Raw genomic sequence first — 13,691 nt, forward strand, 5'->3', positions numbered from 1 at the left:
TCCTGCAAATGATTTCGGCTTTCGCTCTCGCATTCTCCCTGGCGTTCTTACCGGTAGTGAGTATTGCCGGGGGTGAGGCAGTCGGTATGGTGACGGGTTCCAAGAAAGGCACCTACTATCGATTCGGCCAGGATATGGCGCCGTATGCCGAGAAGGAGGGCCTGACGCTTCAGATCAGGGAGTCGGCCGGGTCCCTAGACAACATAGAGCGGATCAACAGCAGGGAGAACGCGGCATTCGGTATCGTCCAGGCCGATGTCTTGACCTCTATCAAGCGGAACCCCAAGCTGAAAAGGGTTGCCCGGCGACTGCGTGTCGTCTTTCCGTTTTATCTGGAAGAGGTCCATGTCCTCGCGAGGAAGGAGATCAAGACCCTGCGGGATCTCCGGGGCAAGCGGGTTTCCATCGGACGTGACGGCAGTGGCACCTGGTTGACCGCAAAGAACCTGTTCAAGATATTGAATATTGATGTCGCGCGCGAGGAATTCCTCGGTACCGATGATGCGATCAAAGGCGTCTTGTTAGGTAACCTGGATGCTATGTTCTATGTTGCCGGGAAACCGACCAAGGCATTCAAGAAGCCGCTCATGCGCATGTCCAAGTCCGGCAGACAGGATGTCTTGCAGCTACTTGACGCCGTCCATTTTGTGCCGATCACGGAACAAGAGATATTCGCCCAAACCTATGAGCGCGATGGCGTGTATTTGGGGCCCGACGACTATCCCTGGATGAAGGAAAAAGTACCGACGGCCGCGGTGCGTGCCGTACTGATCTCGTTCGACTTCTCCCAGCGCCACAATGCTTATCAGCGAAAACGCTGCGAACAACTCGGTATTTTGGGTAGGGCAATCCGGGACAACATCGGGGCGCTCAGAAAAAGTGGTCACCCAAAATGGAAACAGGTGGATCTCGAGCGTGAGGTGCCCGGGTGGCAGCAGGATACTTGCTCAAGGGTAACCGACAGCAAGAACAGTGGGGCGTATCGTGCTGGATCTAAACTCCAAAAGGATCTCGAATCCTTCTTCGAGTAGTGAACCGCGGCTAAAGCCGCGATCTCTCTGCGGACTGACACACACAGAGTGCGCGCGATATTTTTTAGTACAGGTGCTTCTTGATGAAGGTGACGATGTCCATGGGGGTCTACACTCGATTCTCGAACCCATTGCATGAGGAACAACTAGCATGAACCCTTCATCGAAACTCCGTTTTCTTTTCCTGTTCATGGGCGTTCTGCTCGTCGCTCCAAACGCATTCGCGGGCTCGACCCTGGATACGGTGCAGGGTCGTGGTAAGCTGCTATGCGGTGTCAATACCGGGCTGCCCGGTTTCTCGAGTGTCGATAGCCGGGGTAAGTGGACCGGTATCGATGTGGAGGTCTGCCGGGCTGTGGCTGCCGCCGTCCTGGGTGATGCCGATAAGGTCGAGTTCACGCCGCTGACGGCCAAGGAGCGTTTTACGGCTTTGCAGTCCGGTGAGATCGATGTGTTGTCGCGCAACACTACCTGGACCCTGACCCGAGACAGTACACTCGGCGTCAACTTCACGGGCGTCACCTATTACGACGGCCAGGGCTTCATGGTCTCCAAGAAGCTCGGGGTCAAGAGCGCCAAGGAGCTCGACGGCGCATCCGTCTGCGTCCTTGCCGGTACTACCAATGAACTCAACCTCGCGGACTATTTCCGTACCCAGGGTATGAAGTACGAGCCGGTGGTCTTCGATACCGCGGACCAAGTGGTGAAGGGGTTCGAGTCCGGGCGCTGTGACGCGCTCACCAGCGACCAGTCGCAGCTCTCTGGTCAGCGGGTCAAGCTCGCCGATCCGGGCCAGGCCATGGTTCTGTCCGAGATCATCTCCAAGGAACCCCTGGGCCCCTTGGTCCGCCAAGGCGACGATGACTGGATGAATGTGGTCCGCTGGGTCCTGTTCGCCATGATCAATGCCGAGGAGCTCGGCGTGAGTTCGAAGAATGTCGGGCAGCTGAAGGACAGCAAAAATCCCAAGATCCGCCGCCTGCTCGGCCGCGAGGGCATCAAGGGCAAGGGACTCAAGCTCAGCGACGATTGGGCCTACCGGATCATCCGGCAGGTGGGTAACTATGGCGAGGTCTTCGAGCGTACCGTCGGCAAGGGTTCTCGGCTCGGTATCGAGCGGGGCCTCAATGCCTTGTGGAAAGACGGTGGCCTACAGTACGCGCCACCGATCCGCTGACCGAGTACGGCTGCGCCCAAATGCTGGAAACAAGCACCACGAATGGACATGCCTGTTTCCATAGGTACCAAAAGCCCCTCTCCCTTCGAGGGTGTCGTAAAAGGTGACGCCCGACGCGGTCTTTCTCGTTCCCACGCGCTGAGACTGTGAAAGAATTCGTTTTCCCCGGAAGTGGTGGGATGAAACTGCTGTATTTCACGTTAAATTCTGCACCATGTGGGATAAGGAGAAAGCTATGCTGCCCAGTTTAGAAAAATTGTGTTGCCCCGTCCCATCAGGTCTGAAAACCCAGTAATACTTTCACAGTCTCGCTACGTGGGAACCTGGTTGCTCCGCGCTGTGGAGAGCATCGGGCCGGTGTCCACCATTCGTATACACGGGAACTAAACCTGCCGGCTGTCCGGCGTTATCTGGTGCGGCCCGGAAGGCGTTTGCTCTGACCGTTGCCGACAGCTGGTGATGGGGTCCGTAAGCCGTCTGAAAGACGGCGGTCCCAGCCGGCCCGGGACCGCCGACATCCTGTCGGCCCCTGGGACCGCCAACATGTTGTCAGCTCCCGGGACACCGATATTTCGTTGGCCCCGGGGACCGCCGACATGTTGTCGGCTCTTCTGGTTATCGGGTAGAACCTGAATGCCGAGTTGCCGGTCCAAATGGTCATCAGTCAGGCTTAGTTTTCTCGTTCCCATGCGCTGCCTGGGAACCAGAGACCGGGAGCGGGGCTGTTGCGACATCCTCCCTTACCCACCATCCCGTGACGCTAAAAAAATCCCTGGTCGGGGGTCCGATTCAAATCGGTGAGACGAATATCTTTCCCGAAAAACCGGCCATTCTCTGAATTGCTTGCAAAATCAACGCAGTAACCCCAAATGTCAACGGGACCTAGGCACCTCTCTACCAACACGCCACCTTTCCACTGCTACTTGGCCCCCCTCACATGGGTCCGTGCAAACCTGCTCTCGGGTCCGGTCGATTCCGTGCTGACCCGACCCTGCTCGCCCTCTATCTGCTCTGGATCGGCATCCCGCCCTTTATTCAATGGGCCGTCATCGATGCCGATTGGGTCGGTAACAGCCGTGACCAATGCACCAGCGGTGGGGCCTGCTGGGTCTTTGTCCGCGTTCGCCTTAACCAGTTCCTTTACGGTGCCTATCCCGCGGACCAGCAGTGGCGCGTCAATCTCGGCCTGTTGCTGTTCGTGTTTCTGTTGGTCCCGCTCATGCTGCGCCGAGTGCCCTACAAACGCATCTTGGCGGTGCTCCTGGTAGTCGTTTATCCCGTCGTCGCCTACGTGCTCTTCTATGGGGGACTATTGGAACTGCCGGTGGTCGAGACCCACCAGTGGGGCGGGCTGATGCTGACCCTGATCCTGGCGGTCGTCGGCATCGTCCTCTCACTCCCGTTTGGTATCCTGCTCGCGCTGGGGCGACGCTCGGACCTGCCGGTCATCCGCGCCGCCTGCGTGACCTATATCGAGCTCTGGCGTGGCGTGCCGCTGATCACCGTGCTGTTCATGGCCTCGGTCATGCTGCCGTTGTTCTTTCCAGAGGGTTTCAATCCCGACAAGCTGTTGCGCGCCATGATCGGTATTGTGTTGTTCCAATCGGCTTACATAGCCGAGGTGGTGCGCGGAGGGCTCCAGGCGATCCCGAAGGGCCAATATGAGGCGGCCAAGGCCCTAGGGCTAGGCTATTGGCAGACCATGGGCCTGGTCATCCTACCCCAGGCCCTGAAGCTCGTGATCCCCGGCATCGTCAATACCTTCATTGCCTTGTTCAAGGATACGACCCTGGTCCTGATCATCGGTCTGTTCGATCTGCTCGGCAAGGTCCAGCAGGCCTTCAACGACCCGGAATGGCTGGGCTATTCCACCGAGGGCTATCTCTTCGCGGGCTTTGTCTTCTGGGCGTTCTGCTTCAGCATTTCCCGTTACAGTCAAGCCCTGGAACGTGCGCTGCATACTGACCATAGGCATTGAGCCGGCAGGTATCGCCGGCTTCGGCATTTCCCCAACATCACTTGGACGCGTCACCCATGGCCCATGAAGATCCTGCATCCACGGATGCTCCGATGGTCGATATCCGGGGCCTCAACAAGTGGTTTGGAGCCTTCCATGTCCTCAAGGACATCGATCTGCGCGTCGACAAGGGACAGCGCATCGTCATCTGCGGTCCGTCGGGTTCCGGGAAATCGACGCTGATTCGCTGCATCAACCGTCTCGAGACCTACCAGCAGGGACAGATCACCGTCGACGGCATCGAGCTCGGCGAGAATTTGCGCAACATCGAGCAGGTACGCCGCGAAGTCGGCATGGTCTTTCAGCATTTCAACCTGTTCTCGCACCTCACGGTGCTCGAGAACTGCACCCTGGCTCCGATCTGGGTGCGCAAACAGTCACGCCTGGAGGCCGAGCAGACGGCGCTCAAATACCTGGAGCGGGTACGGATTCCCGAGCAAGCCGATAAATACCCCGGCCAGCTTTCAGGCGGTCAACAGCAGCGGGTCGCAATCGCCCGTAGTCTGTGTATGAGTCCGCACATCATGTTGTTCGACGAGCCTACCTCGGCCCTTGATCCCGAAATGATTAAAGAGGTGCTCGACGTTATGATCGAGCTCGCCGAAGAGGGCATGACCATGCTCTGCGTTACTCACGAGATGGGTTTTGCCCGCACAGTCGCCGACCGTATGATTTTCATGGACGAGGGTCGCATCGTCGAGAGTGCGGAACCGGACACTTTTTTCCGCAATCCACGACACGATCGTACCAAGGAGTTCCTGGGGCAGATCCTGGGCTAGCAGGTACTGCAAAAGCGGCCGCTGCGGCAGCAAGCTCTCCTGTCACTGGTGTGCGGCGCGGCAACGAATTTTAGGTACGGGAGGACTCAACCAGCACCACCTGGTCGGCATCATCGACATCGAGCAACGTCTTGACTTCCTGGGCCAGGTCGATCGCGGTTTTGGTCGCACGCACACAGACCTTACGTCGTCCGCCCAAGGGTTCGGTGATTATGCAGTTGACTGCGGTTCCCAAGCGTTCGTACTCTTAACATCATAGCGACATGGCTGACCCAGCTCTGCGAAGGGGCCGACGCGTCTCCCCGATCAACTGGAGTGGCTGCTCATCAAGACAGACCAGTGGGCGTCTGGGGTCATATGGATGCCGATAAACCTCCAGGACATCCTCCATACCGGCGGTATCAAGAGCTATCATCAATGCCATGAATTTGCAATATTAGTCGAAACTAGGCACTAGACCGAAGGATCTATCCATGAAGACCTACATGTGTGTTACTTGCGGCTTCGTCTACGATGAGGAAAAGGGCTTGCCGGATGAAGGTATCGCTCCGGGGACCAAGTGGGACGACATACCCATGAGCTGGAAATGTCCGGAGTGCGGTGCCGGCAAGGATGACTTCGAGATGATGGAGATATGATCGCGGTCACTGACTTTCCGCATCGGCCAGTGCCGGCGGGTCTGGTCCAGGCTGAACCGAGGAGTGGGTCCGGGCGTTCCGAATACCGTCATGAGCCGCGATTTTACGCAAGCGGTCAGTCTCGCATAGCGCTGTTGCGGGCTGATCGAGGTGTCCGGCACTGAAATCAGCATCGGCTTGCTGGGACGCTTGTCAATGACGAAGAGCATAAAAAGGGTGAGAAAGCTGTGCTCTTTCTGCTAGGATGGGAAGTCAATGCAAGATTTTCGGAGATGATCCAATGTTGGCGGCCCTCACCGAGCAAGACCTCTCCTTGACCATGCCCGCCCAAGACAAGATAGGCGAGCTCTTTTCTCAGGTCGACGACGCCATCCAGGGCGTGCGTGTGTTCGCAAATCCAGGCGGATGTAGCGGCATCAGCTTCGGCATGACTTTCACCGACAGCGTCAATGACAACGACGGTGTCCTTGCCGTCGGTGGGTTCAAGCTCATCGTCGACGAGGGTACACTCCAGTATTTACGGGGTGTCGAGATCGATTTCGTCGATCGCGGCGACGGCAATGCCAGTTTCGTGTTCAACAACCTCCCTTCCATGGGCGGCGGCTGCGGGACCTGCGGGTCGGCCGGCAGTTGCTCCTGACCCGCATTTCAAAACACCGTTACAGTCCCCAGGGTAATGGATGATCGGTGCACACCGGTCTTCAGCAGATAACGATAACAAGAAAGTGGTAACTCTTTTTGTGCAAAGCGGCGGTTGCCGCTTTTTTCTTCTCAGTTCCCTGGTCACGACCGCCCGGCCATGCGGTCGTGCCTTGATTCGTGCAGGGTAAGCCGCGGTATGATCAGGGTCGGTATTGTCGGTGGTACCGGTTACACGGGGTCGGAGCTGCTGCGCATTCTGATGGGCCATTCACAGGTCTCGCTGGCGGCGATCACATCGCGGGCGGAGGCCGGCACGCCAGTGGCGGAGCTGTTCATGCATCTGCGCGGGCAGGTGGATTTGCTGTTTACCGAGCCGGATCTGTCCTTACTGTCCGAATGCGACCTGGTATTTTTCGCGACCCCCAACGGGACCGCCATGAGGCTGGCGCCGGAGCTCCTAGCACGGGGGACGCGCGTCATCGATCTCGCCGCGGATTTCCGGCTCAAAGACAGCGCATTATGGGAGCGTTGGTACGGTATGCCCCATGCCTGTCCCGATCTCCTCCAGGAGGCCGTCTATGGTCTGCCTGAGCTCAATCGCGATGCGATCCGGTCGGCGCGCCTGGTTGCCAATCCGGGCTGCTACCCGACCGCGGTCCTCCTTGGTTTTCTACCATTGCTGGAGGCGGGGTTGGTGGATCCCGGTTGGCTGGTGGCGGACGCCAAATCCGGGGTCAGCGGGGCCGGTCGCACGGCTGATGTGGGGATGCTGATGGCCGAAGTAGGTGAGAGCTTCAGGGCCTATGCGGTGGGTGGACACCGCCATCTGCCCGAGATTTTCCAGCATCTCAAGTCCTTTATGAAGGGTGAGCTGCGGTTGACCTTCGTTCCTCATCTGATTCCCATGATCCGGGGTATCGAAGCGACGCTATACGCCCGCCTCGGCAATTCCGGGGTGGATCTCCAGGCCCTGTTCGAGGGACGCTACGCGGCGGAACCCTTTGTCGATGTGCTGCCCGCCGGATCGCACCCGGAGACCCGATCGGTGCGGGGTAGCAATCACTGCCGGCTCGCCGTCACCGAGCCATTGGGCAGCGGCACAGTTGTGGTACAGTCGGTAATTGACAACCTCGTCAAGGGGGCTGCCGGTCAGGCCATTCAGAACATGAACCTGATGTTTGGTTGGGATGAATCCACGGCGCTGACGGGCGCCGCTTTGCTACCCTGAGGATCGGCGTTATGGGCCAACATAGAGGTATCGTTACCCCCAAGATCGTCCAACCGGCCAGTAGTGCTGCACGGGTGGCCTTCGTCCTGTTGATCTTGGTGGCACTTGCAGCTGTGGTTATCGGGGCCTTTTTCGTAGGGAGACAGACTGGAGTCGGGATGCTAAAGCCGTTGGGCGAGTATATGCGCGCGGCTGAGGGTAAGTGCGACGAGTGCGACGCGCTTGCCGCGCAGGTCTCAGATTTGAAAGAGCGAAACCTCTTCTTAAAGCAATTACAACAGATCGATCGTGAGGTCAATCGCAACCTATCGAAGCAGATAAAAGAGGCGCAGGATGAACGGCTGACACTGGAGAAGGAGGTATCTCTCCTCCGGCGTTTGGTCCAGGAAGGCGGCGGAGGGATTCTGCAGCTGAAAGATTTTAAGGTGGAAGCGATGGGCACACCGGGTGAGTTCCGATACAGCTTCACCCTCCGGCAGCTTGTCCAGGGCTTCGGTGAGTCTACCGGGGAGATCGAGGTACGGGTTATCGGCAAGCGTAACGGCGAGGGGAAGGATCTATCTCTCGACAAGCTGGTAGGCTACGACCGGTTGCGTCACAGGATGAAATTCAAACATTTTCAGAACGTTCAGGGTTCTGTCAAAGTGCCCGATGACTTCGAACCGGAAAAGCTGATTGTCGAGGTCAAACCTGAAACCGACAAGATGAACCCGGTTAGCGAGATCTTTCCCTGGAGCCTCGAGTGAGAGGGGTAGGCGGCGGCCTGCCTGGGATCTGACATCTAACCCCATTTCGTAACTTTTCGGGCTTTGGAACAATCACAAGGGCGGGAAAATGCCAATGAGAAATAAGAGACAGCAACCACCGGCTTATAGCTCGATCGTTGGCGAGGGTACCGAGATCGTGGGGAAAGTTCACTTCGTCGGCGCGCTGCACATTGATGGAAAGGTGGTAGGCGACATCAAAGAACAGTCGTCGGATGGGTGTGCTTTGACCCTTGGACCGTCCGGTGTAATCGAGGGTAACGTCGACGTTGCGCATGTTGTGCTCGATGGCACCATCAGAGGCGACGTTCGGGCTGCGTACCGTGCCGAGTTGAAATCGGGGGCGCGCATTGAGGGCAAAGTCCATTATAGCAGGCTCCAGGTGCCGGAAGGCGCGGAGATCAACGGAGAGCTGGTGCGGATAGACGAACATCAAACTTCCCCGTTGCTGAATCAAAGTGAAGGAAAGGAACAGACCGGAGATAGAAAAGATCCGGCTCGGAAAACCGTCGCCTCGGATAAGACCGCTAGTAACGACGTCGGTTCGGATCTCCGGAGCAGTGCGGAGACATGAAGCTACTCGGGACCCTCTATTGGGGGCCCGACATCCGCCAGAATATCACTTGCCGTCCGCGTAAGTCGTAGATCGGGAAGCTGCGTTTAAGCACTTGGACCGGAAAGTCCGCTCTCCCGTACTGGGAATCTATGCAGTCCTTGCCATGGCCTTAGCATGTACCGGATTTTGAGGACCTTCCGTCAGGATCTCTGCCGGGAAGTGGAAGCGGAGTCGATGGGTCGAGTGTTTTCTTTCGGCCCGGTGTAGGGGGGTAGCGACAGTGGGATGATGTCCGAGTCCGTTTCCGATACTTCCGATCCGCTGTGCCGGGCTGGCCCCTGGAAAATGATTCCGTACAGGACCCCGGCCACAAGTGCGAGCCCGACGGCGAGTAGAAGCATCTTACGCGGGAAATGTTTGGTTTCCTTAAAGGAAGGGTCTTTGTGACGGAATTTGTAATCGTACATAATAAAATCGCGGTAACTTTTTTAGATAAAAAGCATTTTCCGGTTAGGTGCTCGTCCAAGGTTGCCGGTTGCTCCGGATCGAGCATGCGATCGCTGACACCGATGCCATAGCCGACAGTTCTCGACGCCCCAATGCGACCTTCGCGCCGGCGCTTGAAATCGTTCCACCCCGTGCAGGGTTGTCAAATCACCCGCACTCAGGCACAGCTTACTCCCAACGTGCCGATTTTTAAATCGCTGATCAATGAGGAGAGAACAGGACAATGCATGTCTCAAAGCGATTTGTTTTTCTGGTGACCGCAGTAGCGGTCGCAACTCTGACCGCCTGCACGACGGCGCCGGAGACGGGCCGCTCCCAGCTCATCCTTATCGACTCAGCCCAGGAGACCAAGCTCGGATTTCAAGCGTTTCGAGAAATGAAACGCAAGGAGCCTATCGTCACCTCGGGATCTCAAGCGAAGCGGCTGCAGCGGGTCGGAAAGAGGATCGCCGCGGTGGCGAAAGTGCCACACGCCCAGTGGGAGTTCGTGCTGTTCAAGGACTCGGACAGCGCCAATGCCTTTGCCCTGCCCGGAGGGAAGGTCGGGGTCTATACCGGCATACTTCCGATCACCAAGAACGAGGCCGGGCTCGCCACCGTCATTGCCCACGAGATCGCTCACGTCACCGCCCGTCATGGCGCGGAACGCATGTCTCAATCCATGCTGATCGACGTGGGGGGCTCGGTACTGTCCGGTGCGCTGGGGCAGAACAAGGCTACCCACGATATGGTCATGCAGGCCTACAGTCTCGGGACGACGGTCGGTGTCGCGCTCCCCTACTCACGCAAGCAGGAGCTGGAGGCCGATCATGTAGGCCTGCTCTACATGGCGCGGGCCGGTTACGATCCGCGGCAGGCCGTCGCATTCTGGCAACGCTTTGCGGAGTATGGCCGCAAGCGTGGCGGCAAGCCATTGGAGTTCCTCAGCACTCACCCCCTTGACAAGACAAGAATTGCCGCGCTCAAGCGCCTGATGCCCAAGGCCCTGCAGGAATATAAGCGGGCGAAGCGGTCCTGAATGATTTGGCGTTGTCCGGAGGGAAAAGATCCCTCCTGCGTCGGGACTAGTTCGACTGTACTAGATACTCGGACCGCCCAAGAACCAAAGCGCCGTCGCCGCGCTGCGTAGGAAATGCCGCACCACCGATCCTTGAGCAGATACCGCACTCGGAGTGCACACCGCCGCAGGCCGACCAGACCGCAGCGCCTTGCCGGCGCACTCCAAAAAGTCCGGTAGATTACCCGACCGCTCCGATTTATTTATCTGCCAACAGCTTGTTTCATCTGTGATTATCATTCGGTGGCCCCGAAGCCCCGGCAGCTGACTTGATGGCATTGTGGGAATCTGGGTAATCCGCGGATGAGAGGATGTGGTTACCGATCACCTTGAGTTGCCATAGGGTTATCCTTCTTGATTTGATCCACGTCCGCCGGGCGAGAGAACGAGGAGCAGGACCTGCGAGACATGGCCGACATCTTCATCAGCTACTCACAACAGGACCGCCGACGGGTCGAGCTCCTGGTGGATGCCCTGACCGCCGAGGGCTATGAGGTCTGGTGGGATCTGGAGATTCGCGCCGGCGAATCCTTCGACGAGCTCATCGAGAGCACGCTGGAAAAGGTGCGGTGTGTCGTCACTGTGTGGTCGCAACACTCGGTGGTCTCCGAGTGGGTGCGCGCCGAATCGGCTTGGGCGAAAGATCAGGGAAAATTCGTCTCCATACGAATCGATGAGGACATCAAGCTTCCCCTGAGATTCTACAATATCCACACCCGCAGCCTGGTGGGTTGGACAGGCACTCGGGATGCCGATGTGTTCCAAGCCCTGCTGGCAGACATTGCCAGGATCGTTGGTCCACCCTCGACGCCCGATCTGCCTTCGACACCAGAGCCAAAGCCTGCACCAAACCCCGCTCAGGATCAACCGGCAGACACTTCCAAAGCCGGTAGCTCACCCTCGTCGCCATCTGATCCGTCTCCGCCGCCGGACCAGGGGTCTGTTCCAGACGATATTGCGCCAATTCCGTCACAGACTGGGACGCCAATATCGCCGGTATCGCTGGCCTCGGAGCAAACTAAAGGTCCGCTTGCCCCCCTGGGAGTTTTCCACGATGCCCTCAAGGATGGTTCACAGGGACCGAGAATGGTTGTCATCCCCGGTGGTAGCTTCCAAATGGGCTCCCCCACCGATGAGCCTGGGCGCCATACTGCTGAGGGACCGGTCCATGAGGTGACGCTGCGTCCCTTCGCCATGGGCCGTACTCAGGTTACCTTCGCCGAATACGACCGCTTCGCCGCGGCCACAGGGCGCAAGAAGCCGGGCGATGAGGGCTGGGGACAGGGCCAGCAGCCGGTAATCAATGTTACCTGGAAGGACGCCACGGCATATGCGGCCTGGTTGAGTGATCAGACCGGCGAGAGCTACCGTTTGCCTACCGAGGCCGAGTGGGAATACGCCGCCCGGGCCGGTACCTCGACCCCCTTCTGGACCGGCGACTGTATCCACACCGACCAGGCCAACTACAAGGGCAACATGGGCTACAATGCCTATGGGACCAAGACCGGGATCTACCGGGAACAGATGGTCCCGGCCGGCAGCTTGCCGGCCAATCCCTGGGGGCTCCATGAGATCGCCGGCAATATCTGGGAATGGACCCAGGATTGCTGGCACAAGAACTACCGGGGTGCCCCGTCCGACGGCAGTGCTTGGGGTCAGGGGAACGGCGGCGACTGCGCCGGGCGTGTGGTTCGCGGCGGTGGCTGGTACGACCTTCCTAGGTTCCTCCGGTCGGCGTTCCGGGACAGGGGCTCCACCGATGAAGCGGACGACGGTCTTGGTTTTCGTCTCGCCAGGGAGTTATGACCCTTTGTTCTCTGTGTTTTGTCCCTGTGCAAATTCGCATTTTGAATCCGCAGATTACGCAGATTTCCGCAGATTATTTCATTTTTAATCTGTGAAAATCTGCGTAATCTGCGGATATAAAGCCGTATAGAACTAGTACCTAGTTTCGATCGATATTGCTAGGGGGTGTTCTCAATTAACAAACGATCTAATCCTCGCTATCTCGAACCACGGATAGACACGGATAGACACGGATGGAGACCAATCCGTGTCGATCCGTGTTCATCCGTGGTTCTGTTTCCGGTTGTTATCTGCACTAACCAACGGTTTTCACAGGCTAGATGGCCGCAACATCCCAGCGGTCCGCTCCGAGACACTCCGCGGCGCGGAGCTTCCGCGTTCCCACGCGGCGCGTGGGAACGAGAGAAACAGCAATATCGACAGAAACTAGGTACTAGGATCCGTTTTACCCAACACGGCTTCTCAAATATCCATGATCTCCGCGGCCTGACGATCGGCATGATAGGACGAGCGCACCATGGCCCCGCTGGCCACCTTGGCGAAACCTATGGCCTCACCGATGGCGCCTAACCTCTCGAATTCCTCCGGTGTCCAATAGCGCAGCACCGGCAGATGGGAAGGGCTGGGTTGCAGGTATTGCCCCAGGGTCAACAGGTCGCACCCGTGGGCGCGCAGGTCGGTCATGACCCTGAGGACCTCGGCCTGCTCTTCGCCCAGACCCAACATCAGTCCCGACTTGGTCGGCACCTCCGGATGGCGCGCCTTGAAATCTCGGAGTAACTGCAACGAGCCCCGATAGTCGGCGCCGGGACGGACCCGGCGGTAGAACCTGGGTACGGTCTCGAGATTGTGATTGAAGACGTCCGGTACCGCCTCCCCTGCGAAGGCGTCCAGGGCCACTGCCTCCCGCCCCCGGAAGTCGGGCACCAGCACCTCCAGCCTGGTGTCCGGGGTCCTGGTGCGCACGGCCCGCAAACAGTCCGCGAAATGACCGGCACCGCCGTCGCGCAGATCGTCCCGGTTCACGGCGGTGATAACCACATACTTAAGCCCCATGGCGGCGATGGACCGGGCCAGATGTCCCGGCTCGTTCGGGTCCGGTGGCCGGGGCCTGCCGTGGGCCACGTCGCAGAAGGGGCAACGACGGGTACACAGATCCCCGAGGATCATAAAGGTAGCGGTGCCGTGCCCGAAGCACTCCCCCAGGTTCGGGCACCGGGCCTCCTCGCACACGGTGGTGAGCTTGCCCGCGCGCAACAGCCGCTTGATGCGCGTGACACCCGGTCCGAGCGGCGCCTTGGCCCGAATCCATAGGGGTTTGCGCAGAGGCGCCCCGCCCGCCTCCACCGTGACCGGGATACGCGCAACCTTGTCCCCACCCCGCCGGTGGGTCTCGGGGGTAGCGCGTGAAGGGGCAGTCAGGAAATTCGGGTCTGTCATGGAGGGTCTTTTAGCAATTCGGTTGTCCTGGCAAACTAGGCTTCCCGTA

General features: G+C 58.6%; 13 protein-coding genes. 11 read left to right on the forward strand and 2 right to left on the reverse strand.

Annotation, left to right across the window (positions count from 1 at the left end; genetic code table 11):
• Positions 1–8: 8 nt before the first annotated feature.
• From E1958_RS04805 to E1958_RS04820, 4 genes are all read left to right on the forward strand, one after another.
• Positions 9–1,031 carry a TAXI family TRAP transporter solute-binding subunit gene (locus E1958_RS04805; RefSeq protein WP_165741717.1) on the forward strand — a complete coding sequence of 341 codons (1,023 nt, stop codon included), beginning with the start codon at positions 9–11 and terminating at the stop codon, positions 1,029–1,031.
• A gap of 151 nt (positions 1,032–1,182) precedes the next feature.
• A complete protein-coding gene (locus tag E1958_RS04810; protein ID WP_165741715.1) occupies positions 1,183–2,208 on the forward strand; it encodes an amino acid ABC transporter substrate-binding protein in 1,026 nt (341 codons plus the stop codon).
• Positions 2,209–3,145: 937 nt separating this feature from the next.
• On the forward strand, positions 3,146–4,186 hold the full coding sequence (locus E1958_RS04815) for an amino acid ABC transporter permease (protein ID WP_133510851.1): 1,041 nt from the start codon (positions 3,146–3,148) through the stop codon (positions 4,184–4,186).
• A 56-nt stretch (positions 4,187–4,242) separates the two neighbouring features.
• A complete protein-coding gene (locus tag E1958_RS04820) occupies positions 4,243–5,004 on the forward strand; it encodes an amino acid ABC transporter ATP-binding protein (RefSeq protein WP_439329463.1) in 762 nt (253 codons plus the stop codon).
• 70 nt (positions 5,005–5,074) lie between these two features.
• Here the strand turns inward: E1958_RS04820 and E1958_RS20130 are convergent, their stop codons facing one another.
• The gene (locus E1958_RS20130) at positions 5,075–5,239 is read right to left on the reverse strand and encodes a hypothetical protein (RefSeq protein WP_165741997.1); all 165 of its coding nucleotides are present in this window, start codon (positions 5,237–5,239) and stop codon (positions 5,075–5,077) included.
• Between the two features lie 238 nt (positions 5,240–5,477).
• Between E1958_RS20130 and E1958_RS04825 the strand changes: the two genes are divergently transcribed.
• The 7 genes from E1958_RS04825 to E1958_RS04855 all read left to right on the forward strand — a co-directional run bounded on the left by E1958_RS04825 (position 5,478) and on the right by E1958_RS04855 (position 12,202).
• Positions 5,478–5,642, forward strand: coding sequence for a rubredoxin (locus E1958_RS04825; RefSeq protein WP_089727743.1), 165 nt, complete (start codon positions 5,478–5,480; stop codon positions 5,640–5,642).
• A gap of 280 nt (positions 5,643–5,922) precedes the next feature.
• Complete coding sequence (locus tag E1958_RS04830) at positions 5,923–6,282, forward strand: HesB/IscA family protein (RefSeq protein WP_133510852.1); 360 nt, start codon at positions 5,923–5,925, stop codon at positions 6,280–6,282.
• Between the two features lie 198 nt (positions 6,283–6,480).
• Positions 6,481–7,512 (forward strand): N-acetyl-gamma-glutamyl-phosphate reductase, encoded by a 1,032-nt coding sequence (gene argC / locus E1958_RS04835; RefSeq protein ID WP_133510853.1) that lies wholly within the window; start codon positions 6,481–6,483, stop codon positions 7,510–7,512.
• Positions 7,513–7,523: 11 nt separating this feature from the next.
• Positions 7,524–8,258, forward strand: coding sequence for a DUF6776 family protein (locus tag E1958_RS04840; RefSeq protein WP_133510854.1), 735 nt, complete (start codon positions 7,524–7,526; stop codon positions 8,256–8,258).
• Between the two features lie 94 nt (positions 8,259–8,352).
• Entirely contained in the window at positions 8,353–8,850 is a 498-nt protein-coding gene (locus tag E1958_RS04845) for a bactofilin family protein (RefSeq protein ID WP_165742000.1), read from the forward strand.
• Positions 8,851–9,562: 712 nt separating this feature from the next.
• Positions 9,563–10,357, forward strand: a complete 795-nt coding sequence (locus E1958_RS04850; protein WP_133510856.1) for a M48 family metallopeptidase — start codon at positions 9,563–9,565, stop codon at positions 10,355–10,357.
• A 447-nt stretch (positions 10,358–10,804) separates the two neighbouring features.
• Positions 10,805–12,202, forward strand: coding sequence for an SUMF1/EgtB/PvdO family nonheme iron enzyme (locus E1958_RS04855; RefSeq protein ID WP_133510857.1), 1,398 nt, complete (start codon positions 10,805–10,807; stop codon positions 12,200–12,202).
• Positions 12,203–12,664: 462 nt separating this feature from the next.
• Here E1958_RS04855 and lipA read toward each other — a convergent pair whose 3' ends face one another.
• Positions 12,665–13,642, reverse strand: coding sequence for a lipoyl synthase (gene lipA / locus E1958_RS04860; protein WP_133510858.1), 978 nt, complete (start codon positions 13,640–13,642; stop codon positions 12,665–12,667).
• Between the last annotated feature and the right edge of the window lie 49 nt (positions 13,643–13,691).

This window comes from Candidatus Thiosymbion oneisti (assembly GCF_004359955.1).
Classification (GTDB): domain Bacteria; phylum Pseudomonadota; class Gammaproteobacteria; order Chromatiales; family Chromatiaceae; genus Thiosymbion; species Thiosymbion oneisti.